At 65.5% G+C, this 20,306-nt stretch carries 24 protein-coding genes; 7 read left to right on the forward strand and 17 right to left on the reverse strand.

Annotation, left to right across the window (positions count from 1 at the left end):
* Positions 1-6 precede the first annotated feature (6 nt).
* The 15 genes from BW981_RS22800 to BW981_RS23205 form a co-directional block, all read right to left on the reverse strand.
* Positions 7-837, reverse strand: a complete 831-nt coding sequence (locus BW981_RS22800) for a hypothetical protein (protein ID WP_139333884.1) — start codon at positions 835-837, stop codon at positions 7-9.
* 689 nt (positions 838-1,526) lie between these two features.
* Positions 1,527-2,201, reverse strand: coding sequence for an IS3 family transposase (locus BW981_RS21190; protein ID WP_244560412.1), 675 nt, complete (start codon positions 2,199-2,201; stop codon positions 1,527-1,529).
* Complete coding sequence (locus tag BW981_RS23555) at positions 2,201-2,377, reverse strand: hypothetical protein (protein WP_244560413.1); 177 nt, start codon at positions 2,375-2,377, stop codon at positions 2,201-2,203. The genes BW981_RS21190 and BW981_RS23555 overlap by 1 nt, the downstream gene beginning before the upstream one ends.
* Entirely contained in the window at positions 2,377-2,670 is a 294-nt protein-coding gene (locus BW981_RS21195) for a helix-turn-helix domain-containing protein (RefSeq protein WP_348521422.1), read from the reverse strand. Before BW981_RS21195 ends, BW981_RS23555 begins: the two co-directional genes overlap by 1 nt.
* Before the next feature lie 144 nt (positions 2,671-2,814).
* Complete coding sequence (locus BW981_RS21200; protein ID WP_139333886.1) at positions 2,815-3,387, reverse strand: RraA family protein; 573 nt, start codon at positions 3,385-3,387, stop codon at positions 2,815-2,817.
* A gap of 94 nt (positions 3,388-3,481) precedes the next feature.
* On the reverse strand, positions 3,482-4,345 hold the full coding sequence (locus tag BW981_RS21205; RefSeq protein WP_139333887.1) for a hypothetical protein: 864 nt from the start codon (positions 4,343-4,345) through the stop codon (positions 3,482-3,484).
* A gap of 50 nt (positions 4,346-4,395) precedes the next feature.
* Positions 4,396-5,604, reverse strand: coding sequence for an AAA family ATPase (locus BW981_RS21210; RefSeq protein WP_076442847.1), 1,209 nt, complete (start codon positions 5,602-5,604; stop codon positions 4,396-4,398).
* An 8-nt stretch (positions 5,605-5,612) separates the two neighbouring features.
* Positions 5,613-6,527 (reverse strand): hypothetical protein, encoded by a 915-nt coding sequence (locus BW981_RS21215; RefSeq protein WP_076442849.1) that lies wholly within the window; start codon positions 6,525-6,527, stop codon positions 5,613-5,615.
* Between the two features lie 176 nt (positions 6,528-6,703).
* The gene (locus BW981_RS21220) at positions 6,704-7,690 is read right to left on the reverse strand and encodes a hypothetical protein (protein ID WP_076442851.1); all 987 of its coding nucleotides are present in this window, start codon (positions 7,688-7,690) and stop codon (positions 6,704-6,706) included.
* A 115-nt stretch (positions 7,691-7,805) separates the two neighbouring features.
* Positions 7,806-8,702 (reverse strand): hypothetical protein, encoded by an 897-nt coding sequence (locus tag BW981_RS21225; RefSeq protein ID WP_076442853.1) that lies wholly within the window; start codon positions 8,700-8,702, stop codon positions 7,806-7,808.
* 184 nt (positions 8,703-8,886) lie between these two features.
* Positions 8,887-10,293, reverse strand: a complete 1,407-nt coding sequence (locus tag BW981_RS21230; RefSeq protein WP_076442855.1) for an exonuclease domain-containing protein — start codon at positions 10,291-10,293, stop codon at positions 8,887-8,889.
* 10 nt (positions 10,294-10,303) lie between these two features.
* On the reverse strand, positions 10,304-10,765 hold the full coding sequence (locus BW981_RS21235) for a hypothetical protein (RefSeq protein ID WP_076442857.1): 462 nt from the start codon (positions 10,763-10,765) through the stop codon (positions 10,304-10,306).
* A 213-nt stretch (positions 10,766-10,978) separates the two neighbouring features.
* Entirely contained in the window at positions 10,979-11,749 is a 771-nt protein-coding gene (locus BW981_RS21240) for a substrate-binding domain-containing protein (RefSeq protein ID WP_076442859.1), read from the reverse strand.
* Positions 11,750-11,783: 34 nt separating this feature from the next.
* The gene (locus BW981_RS21245) at positions 11,784-12,893 is read right to left on the reverse strand and encodes a YeiH family protein (RefSeq protein ID WP_082733098.1); all 1,110 of its coding nucleotides are present in this window, start codon (positions 12,891-12,893) and stop codon (positions 11,784-11,786) included.
* Positions 12,894-12,930: 37 nt separating this feature from the next.
* Entirely contained in the window at positions 12,931-13,185 is a 255-nt protein-coding gene (locus BW981_RS23205) for a hypothetical protein (RefSeq protein ID WP_175624191.1), read from the reverse strand.
* A gap of 74 nt (positions 13,186-13,259) precedes the next feature.
* Here BW981_RS23205 and BW981_RS21250 point away from each other — a divergent pair, with 74 nt between their 5' ends.
* The 7 genes from BW981_RS21250 (at position 13,260) to BW981_RS21280 (ending at position 18,157) form a co-directional block, all read left to right on the forward strand.
* Positions 13,260-14,150 (forward strand): LysR family transcriptional regulator, encoded by an 891-nt coding sequence (locus BW981_RS21250; protein ID WP_067993482.1) that lies wholly within the window; start codon positions 13,260-13,262, stop codon positions 14,148-14,150.
* Positions 14,147-14,725: a uracil-DNA glycosylase family protein gene (locus BW981_RS21255; RefSeq protein WP_083712555.1), complete on the forward strand. Its 579-nt coding sequence runs from the start codon at positions 14,147-14,149 to the stop codon at positions 14,723-14,725. The genes BW981_RS21250 and BW981_RS21255 overlap by 4 nt, the downstream gene beginning before the upstream one ends.
* Positions 14,726-14,755: 30 nt before the next feature.
* Positions 14,756-15,271 (forward strand): RNA polymerase sigma factor, encoded by a 516-nt coding sequence (locus BW981_RS21260; RefSeq protein WP_076442861.1) that lies wholly within the window; start codon positions 14,756-14,758, stop codon positions 15,269-15,271.
* Positions 15,261-16,067 carry a hypothetical protein gene (locus tag BW981_RS21265; protein WP_076442863.1) on the forward strand — a complete coding sequence of 269 codons (807 nt, stop codon included), beginning with the start codon at positions 15,261-15,263 and terminating at the stop codon, positions 16,065-16,067. Before BW981_RS21260 ends, BW981_RS21265 begins: the two co-directional genes overlap by 11 nt.
* 77 nt (positions 16,068-16,144) lie before the next feature.
* Entirely contained in the window at positions 16,145-17,362 is a 1,218-nt protein-coding gene (locus tag BW981_RS21270) for a SorA family sulfite dehydrogenase catalytic subunit (RefSeq protein WP_076442873.1), read from the forward strand.
* Positions 17,363-17,373: 11 nt separating this feature from the next.
* A complete protein-coding gene (locus BW981_RS21275; RefSeq protein ID WP_175624192.1) occupies positions 17,374-17,703 on the forward strand; it encodes a SorB family sulfite dehydrogenase c-type cytochrome subunit in 330 nt (109 codons plus the stop codon).
* Positions 17,704-17,770: 67 nt separating this feature from the next.
* Positions 17,771-18,157, forward strand: a complete 387-nt coding sequence (locus tag BW981_RS21280; protein WP_076442865.1) for a c-type cytochrome — start codon at positions 17,771-17,773, stop codon at positions 18,155-18,157.
* Positions 18,158-18,178: 21 nt separating this feature from the next.
* Here BW981_RS21280 and BW981_RS21285 read toward each other — a convergent pair whose 3' ends face one another.
* Positions 18,179-19,612 (reverse strand): YncE family protein, encoded by a 1,434-nt coding sequence (locus tag BW981_RS21285; RefSeq protein ID WP_076442867.1) that lies wholly within the window; start codon positions 19,610-19,612, stop codon positions 18,179-18,181.
* The gene (locus tag BW981_RS21290; protein ID WP_076442869.1) at positions 19,609-19,974 is read right to left on the reverse strand and encodes a CopM family metallochaperone; all 366 of its coding nucleotides are present in this window, start codon (positions 19,972-19,974) and stop codon (positions 19,609-19,611) included. The genes BW981_RS21285 and BW981_RS21290 overlap by 4 nt, the downstream gene beginning before the upstream one ends.
* Between the last annotated feature and the right edge of the window lie 332 nt (positions 19,975-20,306).

The following is a 20,306-nucleotide window of genomic DNA, read 5'->3' on the forward strand; positions in this document are numbered from 1 at the left end:
CGGCCCTCAGGCAGCCCGAAGCCGATCATCAGGCAGACATTGCACCGAACCCATCAGAGCGCCAGAAATCGGAGGGTTCTTGCGGGTGTCCAGCTTGCAGCCCGCCTTCAGGAGCTTGGCCAGCAGGATCAGATGGCACGCTTCCTGATATTGGCGCGGAGACCGGCCAGACTTCTTGACCTCCCTAAATGCGTCGATCAAGCCGCGTGGTATCAACTCCCGCGAGTGCAACTTATCATGAACATGATTCCGCACGCCTCGATCGCTTGAAAGGATCATGCTGTACGCGAAGGGGTTCGTCACAGCGTCACCCGAAGCGGCCCGTGCTGCTTTCACGCGCTGACTGATGACCGCGTTAGCGGAATTGGTGCCTTCGGGAAGCGTATGCAAGCCAGAGCGCTGGCGATGGTTTCGTTGCCCTGCTCTGATTGCGGCAGGACTCAGGGGGAGTTCGATCGATTTCTTCTGAACACCGAGCATACGAAGTTGGGGCGGAATCCCCCATTTGATTGCCAATTCTTTGGAGATCAAGATGACCCGAAGAGACATGTGCTCATCGAGCGCACGCACGACACGGGCTTTGCCATCCAAGATCTCACAATCGTCTTCGTTGATGATCTCTGGTGGGATCTCGCCTTTAAACATGACGATCAGCGGCTGGCCACAGTCATACGCCGACAGTCGCTTAGCATAAGGCCCGTAGTTTTCCGCCTCTCCTGTATCCAGGAGCTCTGAAAGCTCCTCGGCCGGTGCAATGGTATAATAGATCTTGTCGCAGCCAATGCCTGTATTCAATGCGGTTTGAATTTCCCTCGCGATCCAGCTTACGTTAACCAAATTAGATGTCCCTCGATCAATTCTACGAGCTTGGTCGAAGGGGGCTGAGAGTGGGCTGAATTCAGGAGGGAGCTGTCCTTTCTCAACAGGCCGGATACGCACTTTCTCGCCTCACAATGCCTAGAGCAGCCGAATCAACTAAGCGGAATTTTTCCACTATGCTTGTTCGGCGTCAATTTGGGGTAGAAGCCGGTGATCGTAGCTGGGAATTCGGGAATGCGCCTGCATTGTCCCAACCGGGCGGAGACAATTGCAGCCGCGCCACTCTAAACAGAGTCGACTAAAGTCAGCTCAATTCCAGCCCCGGAATAGCGGCGCGAAGCCTATTCTTCAACAGTACAGTAAGTTGAAGGACAGTCAGTGGTTGGTGAGCCGAATGACCATGTGGCATCACGAGGCAGCTCGGCTGACCGAGATTTCCTTGACCGCTTTGACGAGCCGCGTTGCGCCGAGCCCGCTGAGGTCATCGAGGGCATTTTTAGCGGTTTGCCAGCGATCGATGGTCGGGAGCCTAAGACCCGCCTGCAACGTCGCTGACTGCGGCGGGGTGATGGCTGCTGGGCTAACAGAGAGACGCCGCCGCGAGAAGGCATGGGCATTTCGGCAACGAGGATGTTCAGTATCGCGGCGCTCGCCCCGCTCGACAGCGGCAGCGGCTGGTTCTGGTCATCATGACCCAAAACCAACAATCATTTGCCGAAGCAGATGATGCCAGTTGGATTGCGCCCTGCGGGTAGACAGGACCAAGCTGCGGTTTTGACCGTGAGCCGGGCGTGTTGATCCTCGAACTGCGGCGGACTGATATAGCCGAGCGCGGAGTGCAGTCGGCCGGCCTTGTAGACCTGATCGATGAAGCGCGGAAGGTCGGCGGCGACATCCTCGAACGTCTCATAGGCCATTGGATAGACTGCCTCGACCTTGAGCGTTTTCATGAAGCTCTCGGAATTGGCGTTACCGTATGGATTGCCGCGGCGTCCCATCGATCCGATTAGGCCATGTTCGGCGAGGGCCTGCTGGTAGCGCCCGGCCGCGTATTGCGAGCCGCGGTCCGTGTGGTGGATGCAGCCGGGGGGCGGCCCTCGCTTTTCGATGGCTGTGCGCAGGGCGGCCAGTATCAGCCTGACGTCGATCGATCGGCCGATAGCGTAACCGACGACCTTGCGCGACCAGGCATCGAGGATGACGGCGACGTAGACGAAGCCGGCGGTGATCGCGACATAGGTAATGTCGGCCACCCAGAGCTGGTTCGGCCCGCCCGGGACCATACCCCTCGCCAGGTTCGGGAAGATCGGCAACTCGTGATTGCCATCGGTGGTGGCGACGTGGCGCCGACGCAACCGAGGCTCGAGGCTGTGCTCGCGCATCAATCGCCTGATCTTCTTGTGATTGAGGACCAGGCCGCGGTGCCGCGGCGCTGCTGCATCCGGCGATAGCCATAAGCCTCGAAGCTGTCGGAGATCGCCGCCATGGTTTCGACGAGCGCCGTGTCGTCGACGCCGATGCCCGGCTTGTCGTAATAGGTCGAGCGCGCGATCCCCATCAGCCGGCATCCTTCTGCGACGGAAATGCCGCGGGGCCGGTGACGACGGATGTAGTCGCGCTTCTCGGCTGTGGTCCGTACTTCAGACCCCCCTTCAGGAACTCGATCTCCAAGGCCTGCCTGCCGACGAGCCGCTCCAGCGCGGCGATGCGCGCCTCGTAGGCTTCGATCGTATCTACGGCGACGGCCTCGTCGTCGAAGGCTCCAGCCTCGAACTTCTGGATCCAGATCCGGACCAGGTTGCGTGACAAGTCGTGCCGCCGGGCGAGGCTATGGAGCGTCTCGCTGGCCAAGTAAGCCTCGGCAACTTGGCGCTTGAACGCGAGGCTGTGGGTGCGGTGTCGGGCTATGGGCTTCCATCCTTCGAAAGCCCGGCTCCCCCGTCAATTGTTCGCCGTCACGCCGTCCGCCTCAGCGGGCGCACTCCAGTTCTCTGCCTACCGAACCGGGAAATGCGCCTGCATTTGCTCCTGGCGCACGGCGACGATCCCGTCGGCGTCACCTGTGATGTAGAAGTCGTGGGTGATCAGGCCGGCCGCGCAGTCGAGATAGGCGGCCTCGACCTTGCCGCCCTCGTCCCGCAGCACGTGCGGCCCATTGTCGAGCGCGTGGACCGGCAGGATCTTTTCCTTGGCGAGCTTGCCGACGTCGAAGACCGATCCAAAGACGAGAAGGGCGCGGCACTTACCGGTGACCGCGCTCGCAACCTCCGTGGGCCCGACGATGCCGAACGGCGCGAGGTGCCGGCCGTCGATGATCACGACATGGTCGGCACAATGCTTGAGCAGCGCGAGGTTGAGCCTTTCGCGCCCACCGCTGACCTTCAAAATGGACGCCGGCCCAACGAAGGTTTTAGCAGCCGTGTAGTCGAAGAGAGGAGGGAGGACCCGCGCGTAAGGACCGAACATCGCGCAGAGTTCGAGAGTGGTCGCGGGCTTGATCTCGGCCGCTGGATCCTTCGGCATCATTGGGTTCTTTCTGCTGTGGGGGTGACGCTCTTTGATGTGCACGTTGTTCAGGCCGCCGATAGGGCCGAATCTGGGAACATGACCTTAGTCGCCATGACCGCGGATCCGGCGCCACCAGCGCGTCGGTCAAGTCACGTCAGTGGAAAGCCTGGCCATACCCCTGCGCCCTCGACTTCCATCCTGTGGTCGCCTGCCGCCTCGGCGCGACAACATGGTCATGGATGATGACCTCGGCGATGCGAATGAGGCGGTCGGCGTCGAAGGATTTCGGCCGGAAGTGGTAGAACTCCTGGGATTCGCTCGCCCGCACGACCTCCCCGAATCCGTAGCCCGTTGCGCGCATGGCCTGCGCCGGCGGGATGCCGATCAGTTGGCAGTGCGTCCGTCCGGCCTGGCTCCGCAGCCAGCGATTGAGAGCGGCGTTACGCATGTGGTGATGGAGCCGCTTGTCGAACTCGCGAACGGAGAGATCTTGCGGCAGGCGGACGGCCAGGCAGCGCTCGGCGAGCGCAATCGGCGATCCATCCAGGGGCTTGTTGTTCGGCAGGATGTGCTGCGCCATCCAGTTGTCGTAGCCGAGATCGCTGCAGGGGTAGCCGTCGACGCTGGTGGTGAGTGCGCCATAGTGATCGGCGTTGAGCTCGCGCAGCCGATCGCGCAGATGGACCTGCGCCGTGACGGAGACCTTATGAACGGTCATCCTGAGGCGGCGAGCGAGACCGAGCAGGCCGGTCGCGATCGTCGGCATGCTATGATCCTCGCCGCAACCGGCGACGTAGATAAACACGAGCTTGCCCGGCTGGTAGGCATCGGTGAAGGGCTTGCGGGTGAAGGCGTTGTTGGAGAGCGGCAGCAAGGCTTTCCCGCCGACCCGCGGCCAGCGGGTCGGATACCAGTGAGTCACGGCGCCGGCCGAACCCTCCGGCAGGAGTGCGCGCCCGATCGAGCGGGCGGCGCGGTTCGGCTCAGCCTCGGTCGTGATGTCGATGATGTCGGTCATGATCTGTCTTTCTGTTTTGACGGGCTTCTCGGGGGCATCCCCGGCCTCGCTCACTCACGCTCCATTTCGCCCTTCGACTTCCCTGGGATGAACCCAATCGGCGTCCTCGCGCTCTTGATATCGGCAATAGCCTCCGCGGACGCGACGTCGGCGACGACGAGATGACGGCGTCCGGCCTCGGCGGCGAAGCCGAGCGCCAGCGTGACGAGCCGGCGGATCCCGCGCGGATGGGTAGTCGCGAGCCGCGCGACGACCGCCTCTTCTGGATGCCCGAAGGCGTCGCCATGAGCGGCGATGATCTCGGTGGCGATGCGGCTGGCGATCGCGCGCAGCATCGCGCCACTAGGCGGGGCCACCCTTACCACCAGGAACCGGTCCTGGATGAAGTCCGGGAGCAGGTCTAAATCGTTCGCAGTCGCGATGATCAGGCAGCGTGAAAGGTCGAACGGGATGCGCAGATACTCATCGACGAGCGCGCAGGCATTCTCCGGCTCGAGCAGGCTGAGAAGACTGTTGTAGGGCTTCTCCGTCGAGTGCGTGACGAACTTGTCGATCTCGTCGAGCAAGACAAGCGGATTGCCGGTCTCGCCGCCGAGCAGGGCTTCGGTCAGCACGCCCATCCGCGCGCCCCGCCAGGTTGGCGGATGACCGATGAGGAGCGCCTGCGCGTCCGAGTTGGTCGCGCAGCTGAAGACGTGCTGCTCAATACCGAGTGCCTCGGCGAGTCGGCGGGAGAAGTGGGTCTTGCCCAGGCCGGGTGGCCCGACGAGCAGGATCGCCGGGGAGGCGGTGCCGGTCTTGGAGACGGCGGAGAGCGCGACGGCCCGCTCGATCAAGGCGATGACCTCGATGAAGCCGGGACATTCCGTGCGCAGTCGCGCGAGCCGCTCGCGCATGCCGGCGTCGCCGATGACGAGACGGCGCAGCGGCTCTTCGCCCGCGAGCGTCCGCAGCCGCACCAGCCTCGTCTGCTCCTCGCCCGAGGCGGAACTGGTCGTCGTCTCACCCCCAACGAAGTCTTGGCCGGTCGCGAGCCTGATCTGCGCGAGCACGGCGGATCTGTCGAACACGGCCATCGTGGGACCGAGGTCCTCCGTGCAGGCGGTGTCATGCTGATCGGGATCCTCTACCGGAGACGCAGCCTTTGGGCCCTCGGGACGCTGCCGGCGCACATGGCCGAGAAGGACGCGGTTCTCGTGATCGCGCCAGGCCTCGACGAAGGCGGCGTCCTCCGGGGGGGCGGTGTTCACGCTGTTCATGGCCGGCCTCACAGTGCGACGCCGGGGAGGACCGTCACGAAGGGCGGTCCCTGACGGGCGATGCGGCGGCCGACGCCGAGCGCGATCTCGACCAGCGCCCGCATGAAATCTGGATCGTGCGGGCTATCGGCGATGAGATCCTCCACCTCCTGCTTCACCATGAGGTCGTCGGTGCTGCGGGCGGGCCAGAGCCCGACGCGGCACAGCTTTCCATAGGCCAGGATGTGAGCGCCGCGTGTGGCGCCGATCCAGTACGGCCCCGGCTCCTCGGGCTCCGACCAGGCCGCCATCGCGGCGAGGAGGTGCCTGGCGTCGTCGAGCAGGTCCCGGAGATCCGGCGGCGCGTTGAACCAGGCCTCCAGCGAAAGCGCGTCCTCGAGATGGTAGGTCTCGGCACCGGGGCCATTCTCGTCCTGCCGCGGAAGGACATCCCCGCGGAAGCGCCGGGCCGGCTCTTCCATGCCAGCGGGAACTTGGCTGCCGGTCCGCACGGACTGTCGCAGCGCCCGGTTCATCAGCACAGGATCGTGGACGCCACTGCCGGCCCGGTACTGGGCGGCGCGTTCCTTCGAAAGCATCGCCTTGGCGAAGCGATCCTCCGCCGAGCCCGTCGGCACGAGCAACATGGCGATCTCGCCAGCATGGGCGAGGATCGCCAGCGCATTGGCCGTGTCGATGCGCTCCTCCAGCGCCGCGGGATCGGCCTCGGCGAGCGTGAGGAAGCGCTGGTACTGCAGCCCATGCACCAGCGCCCGACCGCGCAGGTCGAGCAGCGGCGGCAGACGCTCGAGCAAAGCGGCGTGGCGCTCCTGGTCGTCTGGGGTGTTGGGCAGGAGCCTCTCGATCGCGGCCAACTCGTCGATGACAGGAATGCGGGCGGTGGAGAGCGCGAGATCGCGCAGGGTTCCGGTGATGGCGGTCATGGTGTCTCGAACTTGATTCTCGGGGGTCGGCCTTTCCGCCCCTTCGCCCCAGTTGCAATCGGCACGGAAAACGGCGCGCCTCCACGAAGAGGCGCGCCGTCGATTGGCCAACTCAGGTCCAGCCCTTTCGCCGACCCGAACGAGGCCCAGACGCAGAACCCGCCTGCAAGCGCCGATCAGACGATCTCGGTCCAGCTCGGGGTCACGGTCGCCATCCGGTCGGGATCGATGAGCCGGGCGAGCCACACGCCATCATCGAAGAGCGTGCGAAGGGCGGCCTGCATGTGGAGCGGGTCGGAACGGCGGGCACGCCCGTCGATCACCCGCGCGACCTCGCGCCGGATGACCTCCGCATGCGAGCGCTTCGGGACCGGCCTGATCGCGACCTGCGCGGCCGTCAGATAGGCTGCGATCAAGGCGCCCTCGGCCGCGGCCCTGAGCTCGACCGGATCGGCGCCGGCCTGGACCCGGGCGAGATGGCGCAGCCGATCGGAGGTGTCGAAGAGACGGGCGACGAGGTCCCCGAGCCCTCCGAGATCGGGAGCGCTCTTAAGCCGGTCGATCCAACGCTGGAGCTCGCCCTGCGCCATGACCGGCGGCCCGCCGCGCGGCGGCAGGATCGTAGTCAGGTCGAAACGGCTGGCGGGCCATTCGGCCAGGCCTCGGCTTTCCGCGCCGGGCGGGCTCGGCGCGGGCGGAAGCATGAGCTCGCCTACCGCGAAGGCCGCCCGCTTGATCCGGATCCGGCGGGCAAGCTCGTTGTCGAGCATGCCGACATGGTCGTGTTCCTCCAGCAGGTGCGGGCCGGTGGTTTCCGCCAAGGCCAGCTTGGCGTCCGCGACGTCGAGGTTGTCAGCCGGCCAGATGACGGTCACGGCCTTGCAGCCGAGCGCGGCCATCGTCAGGCCGGCGGCGCACAGTCGACCCTGGGCAGGCTCGAGATCAGACAGGCGCACCCGCATCGCCTCGTCACCGAGGCGCTTGGCCTCGCGGGCGGCGAGCTTGATGTCGGGCACTGCCCTGCGAAAGGCAGCGAGCTCCGCGAGCGAGGGATTCAACCCGATCGGTGCGGTGATCGCGGCGATCGGATCGAACGCCTGGGCCAGATCGATGGAGATGGCGTGAGCCTGCTCGGTGGCAGGCAGGTCGGGCTTCTTGGTCATGTCGGAGAACGTTCCATGGGGTTACAGCCATCTGGCTGCGCGTCCCGCTCTCTCTTTGGAATCAAGACAGGCGCCGCGAGGCGCCTGCTCTTCGTCTGCCGACGATCGCGGTTTTTTAAAACGGATGCTTCGCCATCATGGCCTCGAGATGCCGGCCATGTTGCTGGGCGAGGATGAGCGCTGCCTGCTCGGGCGCAGATGCCTCGGGCACCGCTTTTTTCAGGGCCGGGTGATCGTCAGGATCGACCTCGGGATGGGTCAGCCGCAGCCGCGCGAGCGCGATGATCATCTGGAGATGCGCGCCGAAGCGTGCGGCCTCGGTTCGGCTGTGCTCCTCGGGCCCGAGATCGTCGCCGACAATCGAGGCCGCAAACCGCTGTTCCATCTCGCAGTGCCGCAGGGCCTGCGCGAGCAGCGTGTCGGCGTCGGGCTGGCCGATCAGATACTGCGCCAGAGCGGCGCGCTGCTCGATGCTGTGCATGGTCGCGCCGCTGTCGCGGCTCTGATCATCCGCCTTCCGGCCGGCATAGGCGATCGCGTCGGCGGCAATCTCGGCTGCCTCGGCGCGGTCGAGGCCGAAGGCGATCTGGGCGACTTCGTACAGCTCGTTCTCAACCCCATCCTCGAGCGTGCCGAGCACGGCATGACCCTGCTCGCGCTTGGCGTGCCGGGCGACCGCATTCCGGGCCGGGATCAGCGCGACCGCGAGCGATCCCACCACGTTCAAGCGCGCGACAGCGAAGAGCTGCAGGGCATGGTCATTGAACTGCGCCCGGCTGCTGTCTCCGACCAAGGCGATGAAGCGGGCCGTCTCTTCTGCATGATGCTTGGTCCGCCTGGTCAGGGCCGGGATCGCTGGCAGGTTCATGGCGAAGGCGGCGTAGTCGGCACGCGTCGGCTCGTGGAGAGCCAAGGCGTCGAGCTCGTCGATGACGAGGCTGGGCCGGTTGTCGATCGTCAGCGACGACAGGGTGGCGGCGGTGTTCGGGCCGTGCGGCTGGCGGATGGTCATGTCTGTCTGGTCCTTGTGGAGTCTGTCTCGAGCTTCCTGGGGGTTCTGTTCCCTTCGTCTCGCTTCCCACTCCCCTCGAACCGCAAAGGGCGCGAGCCTCGCGGCCCGCGCCCCTTCTCAATTTGGCCCTGTCCAGGGCCCGGCTTGCTTCTGTGAACCTCAGGCGGGGTCCATCCGCTGCAGCTCAGGCCGCGAGCTGGAAGAACCGGCCGCGTTCGCCGAGCCAACGCTCGATCGCATCGAGAAGGGAATGGCGCGCGGCATCATCCACCTGCAGCGTCTGGCGCAAGGTCGTGATCTCGGCCCGCGCCTTCGTCAACGTGAGCCAGGGCACATCGGCCTCAGTGGTCAGCCGCTCGCGCAGCCAGGCCTGGCCCTTCTGCCAAGCGATCGGCGATAGCGACTGCGGTGCCTCCATCAGCATGAGCCGGTTGGCGAAGGCCTTTAGCCGCTCATCGCCGAAGCCGGCCGCGATCGCGGGCCGGTCCTCCCAGGGCGAGGCGTGCCAGCGGGCGCAGGCCCGGCCGTCGTCGTTCGAGAGAAACCCGCCCGAATACAGCGTTGCCTCGTGATGGGGCGATGGCTCGCGATCGGCGAAGCGCGCCAGCATGGCAGCGGCGAGGTTTGCACGGAAGTCGGCATGCTCGCGGATGCGGGCGGCGCGCTCGTTGTAGAGCGAAAGGTCCCGCTGATCCTCCGGCAAGGCGTGGCAGCCCTGACCGTAGGCGACCAGGATCGGCTGGGCGTTGGTCTTGACAGTCCTGATGGGCCTGACCCCGCGCGCCGAGAAGAGCGCCACGATCTCGTCGACGGGCAGGTCGAGATAGTCCGCTGGATCGACGGTGAGATCGACCGCCGCCCAGGACGTCGCGATCTCCGGGTTCGGCGTCACGCCGACCACCGGCGTCAGCTTCGAGAGGCCTCCGAGGAGGACAACGTCCCGACTGGCCAGCATCCGGCTTGCGACGCCCTTGTCAGCGAGGCCAAGCATCATTGCGGTCGTGGTCGGCGCGACATCGCGCAGATGCCGCAGCAAAGCCAGCGTGGCCTTGGTGTCGGCCATGGCGTCATGCGCGTCGTCTTCCGACAAGGCGATACCGTTGGCCCGGCAGATCTCACCGAGCTTGAAACTGGGCTTGCCGGTCGGGCCGAGCGGGATGGAGATGGCATCCGGTTCAAGCATGGCTACGGCCCGGACCATGGTGAGGAGATCGGCGCGGCGGTGGCCATTCAGCGACGTGGCATAGGGCGGCATCAGATGCGTGAAGAAGGCATGCCGGAGCATCTCCTCATCGAACTTCAGCGTGTTGTAGCCGATGATGGTCGCCGGCGCCCAGGCCTGCAGCGCCCTGGCGATGATGCCGAGCATCTCGCAGCAGGACAGCGGCGCCTGCTCGAGCTGTTCGGGACGGAGATTGGTCGTCAGAAGCGCTGCCGGCGCCGGCACGATATGAGCCGGCAGGCGGCAGCGCAGCGAGAGCTCGCCAAGCGGCTTCAGCTCCGCATCGGTGTGGATCATCGCCGCCTGCAGCGGGACGTTCCAGGCGGGTTCGAGACCCGAGGTCTCGAGATCGTAGATCACGAAGGACATGGGATGATCCTCAGTGACGGCTCGGCGAGCCGCCAGGCTCGACCGGGATCTTGCTGAGGTTGATGCCGAGCTCACGGGCATCCTGCTGCATCGCGGCCTCAACCATCAACGCGGTATGCGTCCGGGCGATCTCGGCCTCGTCGAATGCCATGGCTTCGTAGACCATGATCTTGGCCTCGAAGTGTTCGGTCTTGCGCGCCGGTGCCTCGGCCAGCATGAAGGCGAAGAACCGGGCCGTCGCCCGCGCGCCCTCCGCGAGCTGCAGCGCGGTCATCTCGCCCTGATCGGGAAGGCCATCATCCGCCTGCTGCTCGAGCAGCAGCGCATGCGCCATCGCTTCCTGCCAGAGCCAGAAGAACCGCACCGGCTGATCCGTCGTCATCCTGTAGCTGCGCGCATACCGCGCCAGATGCTCCGCGCTTGGGCGCGCCTCATCGCGGGCGGTGTCGCCGCCCTCCTTCATCGTCTTCATCCCACTATCCGTCCGGGCTGATTGAAACCCGGAACGGCGCATCGGCTCAGGCTCTCGGGGGTTCCCTCGATTGGGTTCCGATACTAGGCACTGTCCTTCCTCCCGACACCATCACAAGGACGGCAACGCGCAGGTGTGGCCCTTAGCTGACGCTTAGAAGGTCTGCTTCAGGGCGGTCTGCTAAAGCCTGGAGTCGAGCCACACAGGCTGGAGCTAAGCGCGCATCCACCCCCATTTGGCGAAGATGCGCTGGCCTTCAGCCGAGGCGAGAAACTCCACAAAGCCCTTGGCTTCCGGTCGCATTTGCCCACGCTTCGTCAGGGCTATGCCCGTGTCACGATAGATCCGAAGGTCCGGCTCGACCTCGACGACGTCCGCGAGTGTTGGGTTGGCGACCTGCCAGATCGTCCAGATCAGCCAGGCGTCGAGCGAACTGTCCTCGACCCACGCCTTCCGGGCGTCGGCGCTGTTCTTGGCGACCTTCCCAATGTTGGAGCGAAAGGCTTTGACGTCAGCGATGCGGCCGAGCCGGCCAGCTACGTCCTCCCACAGGCCCTGCTGGCCAGCGCCGTTGACGACTAGGATGCTGAGGCCGGGCTCGAGCAGGGTCTTCACGCCGCCGACCTTTTTTGGGTTGCCCGGCCGGACCAGGATTGCGGAGGCGCGCAGGTAGAGCGGCTGCACGGTTGAGGGATCAATGCCGGGCATCGCTTCGATGAAGTCCGACATCATCACCTCGGAGCCGCTGAAGATCATGTCGGCGTCCTTGGTCGCCTTGTCCTTCCAGGCCGGAAGCGGACCGGCTTCGACCTGTACTTCGATGCCTTGCGCCTTGCCGAAGGTGGCGGCAGCCTCCTTCATCGCCGGCATCGGCCCGCCGGGGCCGTAGACGCGTAGAGGCTCGGCGGCGCTTGCCGGCGTAGCAAGCGAGGCGGCAAGTCCGGCGCCGAGGATCCCGATATCGCGACGGCTGAGATGGGTCATGGGTTGATCCTTTCGTTTTTCCGGAGGCGCCGGCTCACGCCACGCCGATGAGATGAATGAGGCCGAACGAGATGGCGGCGAGCGCGAGCAACGAGAGGACGACCGCGCCCGTGACCCGAGGGCCGGCCCTGGCCACCGAGCGGATGTCGACGCCGAGGCCAAGCGCAGCCATCGACACGATCGTGAGCAGGTTCGCAACCGTCGCCAGCGGCGAAAGAAGGGCGGTCGGGATGAGGCCGGCCGAGCGAAACGCCGCCATCACGAGGAAGCCAACGATGAACCAGGGCACGAGATGGTGGACGGCGATCCGCTTGGGCGCCGGGCGATCGCCGGCGGTCACATGCGGCGCAGGTTTGTCGGTCTCTTCGCGCAGGCGTCCAGACAGCATCGACAGGACCAGCACGACCGGGCCGAGCATCAGGACGCGCACGAGCTTGACGAGTGTGCCGACCTGGATCGCGGCTGCACCCGCCGGAGCCGTGGCCGCGATGACCTGGGGGACAGCATAGACCGTCAATCCCGAGAGCACGCCGAATTGGTGAACGCTCAGGCCGAGCGCCGGGATCAGGAGAGGCAGGCCGAGGACCACGACGACTCCGAGAACCGCCGTGAAGGCGATCGAGGCTGCGACGTCGTCTCCATCAGCGCCGATGACGGGCGCGACCGCCGCAATGGCCGAGTTACCGCAGATCGAGTTGCCGCAGGCGACGAGGATCGCCATGCGCTGTGGCAGACCGAGCAGGCGGCCGATGGCATAGCTCAGCCCGATTGCGACGAATACGACGACCGCGATTCCGATCAGCAGGCCAGCTCCAGCCGCGGCGATCGTCGCCGCGCTCAGCGAGGCGCCCAGCAACACCACCGCGATCTCCAGCAGGGTCTTGGCCGAGAAGGAAATGCCGGGCCGCCAGCCGCTGCCTGGCGTCCACAGCGACCGGATCACTGTGCCGATCAGGATCGCCATGACGAGCGCCTCCAACCATACCCGGCCGAAATAACCCGCCTCGACATGTTCGATTCCCAGCGCGACCGCCGACACACCGACGCAGAGCAGAACGCCGGGCCAGATGGGCAGGGCGTCGAGCGTAGAAGAGGAATTCAAAGGCGTTCTCGACTGGGTCGGCAGGGTCATCGCGGCATCCATTCGTTCGATGCGTGATCTGTCGCTTACCGTAATTGATTTATCCAACAGGTTGTTTCTCTTGTTTCGATCGATAAATTCGATTGGTATCGATTGAAGCGCGATCAGCTTTGGCTGCGAGCCTGAGGAAGGCTGCGCCGACAATTATGATCGAGCCGAACACACTGCCGGCGAGGACATACAGAATGCGCTTGCCCCATGGTCCCTGCCGCGCGCTGTCGGTCGTGAGGCGCGCGGGATGGTCGTCGAAATGGTGCGGCGGTGGCTGGTTGTGGTCGGGCTCGATGCTCGTCATCAGGCATGCTCGCTGTCGGGAGGGATGATGAGGAGACGCAAAGGCCCTTCGATTTATTCCGGCGAGGCGTTCGTATGACTCTCGAACAACTGCGGATCTTTGTTGCGGTCGCCGAGCGCGCGCACGTCACGCGCGCCGCCTCCGATCTCAATCTGACGCAGTCAGCAACCAGCGCGGCGATTGCGGCCCTGGAGTATCGGCACGCGGTGAAGCTGTTCGATCGCGTGGGTAGGCGGATCGCGCTAACCGATGCCGGCCGACTGTTTCTCCAGGAGGCGCGGGCGATCCTGACACGCGCGGCCGCCGGCGAGCAGATCCTGGCCGATCTCGCGGGGCTGAAGCGCGGCAGGCTCGCTTTCGCCGCGAGCCAGACGATCGGGAACTATTGGTTGCCGCCAAGGCTTGCTGCGTTTCGCAAGCGCCACCCGGGCATCGAAACACCGCTGGTGATCGGCAACACCGAGACCGTGACCACCGCCATCCATGACGGGCTGGCGGACATCGGCTTCGTCGAGGGCGAGATCGATGATCTCCATCTCACCCAGGAGAGCGTCGCAACCGACGACATGAGCATCGTCGTCTCGCGCGATCATCCGTGGTCCGTGCGTGATGCCGTCACTCCTAACGAGTTCGGCGAAACGTCCTGGATTTTGCGCGAACCGGGCTCGGGGACGCGGCAGCTTCTGGAAACGGTGCTACGGGAAGCGGGACGCACGCTCGCAGACCTCGACGTCGCGCTCGAACTGCCCGCCAACGAAGCCGTTCGCGCCGCGGTCGAAGCTGGCGCCGGCGCGAGCCTGATGTCGCGGCTCGTCGTCGCGAGCGCGTTGCGTTCCGGAGGGCTCGTGGACGTGGCGGCCGACATCCCACCGCGCCGCTTTCTGATACTGCGGCACAAGGAGCGTTACGTTAGCCGGGCCGCGCAGGCCTTTCGCGAGCTGCTCGACGAGGAGCAGTCCCGATGATGGCCCCTGACAGGCAGCCGGCCCATGTCGCGCCGCTCAATCGCTTTGCCGCAGTGCTGCGGGCGCGCCATGGCGACGTGCCGGATTTCGATCCCTTGGATGGCGGCATCGCAGCTCGCCTGCTCGTGCTGCTGGAAACGCCCGGCCCGGCCTCGGTTTCCACCGGCACGACATCGCGCGACAATCCCACCAGGACGGCTCGCAATCTGACCCGATTTCTCGATGGGCTCCCGCTGTCGCGATGGGACACGGTGATCTGGAACGCGGTGCCATGGCGGCTGCCACGCCGTGGCGGGAAGCTCGGGCGGCCGACCCGAATGGACATCGAAGCTGCTGCGCGCGATTTGCCGGCGCTGCTCGCGCTCTTGCCGCGTGTGCAGGTCGTGGTTCTCGCCGGCCGCGTCGCGCAGAGCCTTCGGCCCGCGCTGGATGCAGCAAGGCCCGATCTCACCGTGATCGCGATCCCCCATCCAAGCCCGACGCATCTCGCAGCATCGCCCGCCGCCAGGGAGCATCTGTTCGGCGAGGGATTGCGCCGGCAGATCGCGGTCGCCATCGCGGACGATGCGCGTTAGTTTGGCGGCGTTCAAAGAAGGAACGGTCCCCTGCGCGATGCGGTCGAAACGGCACTGAGGCAGAACTGGCAGCGGCTCTTCGGTTATGCCCTGCGTCTCAGCGGCAACCGCGATTCCGCCGCCGACCTGCTGCAATCCTGCGCAATGAAGGCACTGGCGAGCGAGACCGTACCCGATGCATCAGGCATCCGGTCGTGGCTTTTCGCGATCCTGCGCAACGGCTTCTTCGACGATCGTCGAAGAGCTTCGGTGCGGGCCGAGGATCGCGGCATGGAGATCGGGCTGGAAACACCCTGGCTACACGACGATCGCCTGATCGCGGAAATCACGGTTAGGCAGGCGCTCGAACGGCTGGATGCGACGCACCGCGAGATCATCGAACTGGTCGATCTCGCCGGCTTTCGCTATGCGGAAGCGGCAGAAATCCTGGGGGTGCCGGTCGGGACCGTGATGAGCCGGTTGAGCCGCGCGCGCCTTTCGCTGCTGGACGAGATCGGTGGGCGAAATGTGACGCCGTTTCCGACGGGGCGTCGCCATGTCGGATGACGATCGCGAAATGATGGACGAGCAGGCCATGTCCTGGGAGCGGCTCAACGCCTATGTCGACGGAGAACTGGCGCCGGCAGATGCGGCGGCTGTCGCCTCCGCCGTGGCACATGACGCCGGGCTCGCCGCAAGGGTCGCAACCTTGGCCAGGCTGCGGGCTGTGGTCACCGTGCTGCCGTCGCAACCGGCGCCGCCGCCTTCACTGCCTTTGCGGGCGAGACAGCGCAAAGGCATCCCGAGAGGGGCCGCTCTCGCAGCAAGTCTCGTCCTGGCGGCAGTGCTGGTGGCCGGCGCTTATCCCTTCATCCCATGGACCGCTGCGCCGCCCGACGGATTGTCCCTCGCCGTGCAGGCGCAACGTCAATGGCTCGCGTCCGACAGTCCGGCCACGCGCTTGCCGATCGCTCTGACGGCGGGCGGCGACGGCCTGCCCGATCTCGGCGCGGCATCCCTGCGACTGGCCTATCTCTCGCTCGATCCGGCCAACACGGGGGGCGGCGGCATGCTTGCCGGCTATATCGGGCCGCAAGGATGCCGGCTCGGTTTTTGGATCGGCCCTCAGCTTGCATCGGCGACGCCGCAGCCGGTGCGGGCCGACCGCGACGGCCTCAAGATCAGCACCTGGGCGTTCGACGGAAAGCGCTACGCGCTGCTGAGCCGGGGCATGGATTCGCGCAGGCTGGACGAGGTCGCCGAGATCGTCGCCGGAATGCCGCAGCCGCAGAACCGGCCGACCGACGCACAGATCGCGAGACTGCGCTCGCTCCATGCGATCGGGGAACCCTGCTCGGCTTAGTTCCCACTTTCGAACGGGAATAAAAAGCCGGCCCCGTGCGTTTCATGACCGAGGAATATGTCCTCGGGAGAAACGCCATGCAAAACAGACGACAGATTCTAAAGTCGGGCGCTGCGACGGCCTTAGGGATAGGAGCGGCAACGATCGCCGGCTCGCGCTTCGCCGCCTGGGCTGCCGAGACCGTCACGCTTCCCTTCGAGAACGGCCAACGCAATCTTGTGACGTTTCCGGGCAAGCGGCCCATGATCGGGCTGACCGCGCGTCCGCCGCAGCTGGAAACGCCCTTCTCGGTCTTCGACGATGGCGTGATCACGCCCAACGACGCCTTCTTCGTCCGTTATCATCTTGCCGACATTCCGCTCGAAATCGATCCGGACGCATTCCGGCTGGAGATCAAGGGCCAGGTTGACAAGCCGCTGTCTCTCTCGCTCGCCGACCTCAAATCCGGTTTCCCAGCCGTCGAGATCGTCGCCGTCAACCAGTGCTCCGGAAACAGCCGCGGCTTCGTCGAGCCCCGTGTCGCGGGCGGCCAGCTCGGCAACGGCGCGATGGGCAATGCGCGTTGGCGTGGCGTCTCGCTGAAGGCCGTTCTCGACAAGGCCGGCGTGAAATCGGGCGCCGTCCAGGTCTCTTTCGGCGGGCTCGATGGCCCGGTCGTCCCTGAGACGCCTGATTTCGAGAAGGCCCTCGACCTCGATCACGCGCGGGACGGCGAAGTGATGCTGGCCTACGCCATGAACGGGGCGGACCTCCCCTGGCTGAACGGCTATCCGTTGCGCCTTATCGTGCCGGGCTATTACGGCACCTACTGGGTCAAGCATCTCAACGCCATCACGGTGCACGACAAGCCATTCGACGGCTTCTGGATGAAGTCGGCGTATCGAATCCCGGACACCGATTGCGCCTGCGTCGAACCCGGCAAGGCGCCGACCGCGACCATCCCGATCAACCGCCTGAACACCCGTTCCTTCATCACCAGCGTCGAAAACGGGGCACGCGTCAAAGCCGGCGATCTGGCCTTGCGCGGCATCGCCTTCGATGGCGGTTCGGGCATCGCGGAGGTCTCGGTTTCCGCAGATGGCGGGCAGAGCTGGACCAAGGCGACGCTGGGTGAAGACCTTGGCAAATATTCCTTCCGCGAGTGGAAGGCCGCCATCAAGCTGGTCGGCGGCGAGCATGCGCTGATGGTCAAGGCCACGAACGGCAAGGGCCAGACCCAGCCGATGCAGGCAAGCTGGAACCCTGCCGGCTACATGCGCAACGTCGTCGAAACCACGCGCGTCGTCGCGGCCTGAGGAGAGCGGATATGACCCGTCATTATCGCAAAACCCGTCTCGCCTGCGCCGTTCTCGCCGGCTGCCTCGTCGCTGCCGGCGGAATCGCGCTCGCCGCCCCCAAGACCTATCAGCTTCCCGAGGAGACGGCGGAGCTGAAGCCCGGCCCCCAGCCCGGCTTCGACGCCGCGAAGAACAACTGCATGGCCTGCCACTCGGTCGACTACATCAACTATCAGCCGGGGAAGAAGGGTCAGGCGTTTTGGGAGGCCGAGGTCCAGAAGATGATCAAGGTCTACCACGCGCCGGTCGACGAGGCCGATGCCAAGGCCATCGCCGACTATCTCGCCAAGACCTACTGATCGCCTTCCTCTCAAGCCGGCAAAGCGCGCCGACATCGCGCCTTGCCGGCGTTTCCAAGGAACCTTCATGCTCAAATACGCTTTCGTCGGCGTCGTTCTCGGCGCGGTATCTTCGCCTGTTCTCGCGCAGGATGCCGCATCTGGCGAGAAGATCTTCAACCAGTGCCGCGCCTGCCACCAGGTCGGCGAAACCGCGAAGAACACGGTCGGTCCGGTCCTGAACGGCCTGATCGGCCGCAAGGCCGCGAGCCACGAGGGCTACAGCTACAGCACGGCGATGAAGAACTCCGGCCTGACCTGGGACGAGGCGACGTTCGCCGATTACATCAAGGACCCGAAGGCCAAGGTGCCCGGCACCAAGATGGTCTATGCCGGGCTGAAGGATCCGGCCAAGGTCGCCGACCTGACGGCCTATCTGAAGCAGTTCGATGCGACCGGTAAAAAGGCGCCCTGAGGCGCCTTCTCACGAGCTTCGTTACGGCGCTTGCGTTTGGAGCACGGCGCCCGGCTTGTCCGGCGCACCCGCGAGAATGACCAGGTAACGCCTCTGGTCGGGCGCTGCATCGGCGACAACCTGCCGGATCGGCCCGACCGCGTTGACGATCGCCGCTCCGGCCGGATTCGTCATGAAGGGCGCCAGCGGTTGGATGCCACTCTCTCCCTTCGCGTCGTTCGCCAGCGCTAGAACGTAAGCCGATTTTGGCTCGAGGCCGGTTACGGCGGCCTGCAGCATCTGGACGAGCCCTTGGTTGAACAGCGTCACCTGCGTCACCGCCTTGCCGTCAGGGTTCGCGAGCGAGAGCTGCGCCGAGTTCTGCGCTGCCGACAGCGGCTGAAGGTTGGCCATGCCGTCGCCGCTCGGGATCGCGTTGGGCACGTAGGCGACGCCCTGCGGCGCCTGACCGACGGGCACCGTCGCGATGACCGCCTGCTTCGCGGTATCGATCACCGCGACCGCGTCCGCGTTCTCCAGCCCGACATAGACGCGCGTCCCGTCTCCGGACGGCCACAGCCCGTGCGGCAGCGCGCCGACAGGGATGGTGGCGACTTGCCCGAAATCGCTGGTGCGGAAGACCTTGATCTCGTTGGTGCCGCCGACCGTGACATAACCGAACTGCACGCCGTCGCGGCGCACGATGTTGACGTGGTTGGTGATCGGGCCGGTGTCGAGCGTCTTCAGCGCCTTGAACGGCGGCTTGGCCTCGAACACCATAGTCTTGCCGACATCCTTCAGCGTCAGCCAGAGCTGCTCGCCGTCCGGCGTCGCCGCGAGATCCGGGCAGAACGGGCTCTCCTGCTTCATCCGGCCGACGATCTTGCGGCTCTTGGTATCGATCGCCACCGTCTCCGGCGAGAAGGACGAGCAGACGAAGCCGTAGCGTCCGTCCGGCGAGAAGATCGTCATTCCCGGTCCGTTCGGCACCTTGATCTGCGCAGTCGGCGCGAATGTCTTGCCGTCTAGCACCTGAATGTAGTCCTCGCCGCGCACCGCGACCCAGACCTCACGGCCGTCAGGCCGGAAGAACGCCTCGTGCGGCGAGCGGCCGACATAGGCCGTGTGCTTCACGGCGTTGGTCGCGGTGTCGATGAAGCTGACCGAGTTGGAGCCGATCGAAACCACGGCCAGCGTATTGCCATCAGGCGAGAAGCCCATGCCGTGGACGAGCACCTGTCCGCGATAGAGCGGGCTCAGATTGGCCGGCGTCGGCTCGCCGAGCTTGATCACTCCGAGCAGCTTGTTCTGCGACGGGTCGATCACCGAGACCGTGTTGGAGAACTGGTCGGAGGTGTAGAAACGGTCCTTGGCCGAGACCGGCACGTCGGGAGCCGCGGCGTCGCCGGGCGCCTGACCAGCCCAGACCGGCACGACGCTCGACAGCAGGAGTAAGGTCGCGAGCGCGCGCTTCATGGCTTCTTCTCCGTGTGCATATGATTGGTGTGACCCTGTGCAGGCGTGGAGGTCGGCATCAGCGCTGGGGTCTCGTCGAGGATGCGCTGCATCACCGCAATCTCCTGGCGCTGCTCGACGATGATGCCTTGGGCGAGACGGCGCAGGCGCTCGTCCTTGCCAAAGCGCAGCTGGATCTCGGCCATCTCGATCGCGCCCTGGTGATGTGGGATCATCATCGCCGCGAAGTCGCGGTCGGGGTTGCCGGTCGGCTTGGCGGCGGCCATGCCCTCATGCATGCGCGCCATGACGCGATCCATCTCGGATGCGAAGAGTTTGGTGTCCGTCGACGTTATACCCGCAGCGCCGCCCTGCTGTGCCATTGCCGGGAATCCTACGGCGGCAAGCAAAAGGGCGAGCACGGGTGCGTATCGCAAGTTTGGTAATCGTGGCATCTCGGCTCCTCGGTGATGACCTGAGCCTGAAACGCACGGCAGCGCGTTCCCATTCCCAAACAAGCGTCTCGTGCTCGACACATCCGCGTGAAGACACCGGGTATCGGACAGCGAGTTACTTCATCGCTAATGTCCGCTTCTTGGAGGTCACCCAATGTCTGGAAGTGTGAAGGGTTTCGGATGCCGGCCCGTGCGAGCGGGGTCGGGCCGGGCTGAGGGGCGGCGTTCGAAAGCCTCCAGGGGAGGAAGCCGCGGCCAGG

It is taken from the genome of Allobosea sp. TND4EK4, assembly GCF_900156025.1.
In the GTDB taxonomy this organism is placed as follows: domain Bacteria; phylum Pseudomonadota; class Alphaproteobacteria; order Rhizobiales; family Beijerinckiaceae; genus Allobosea.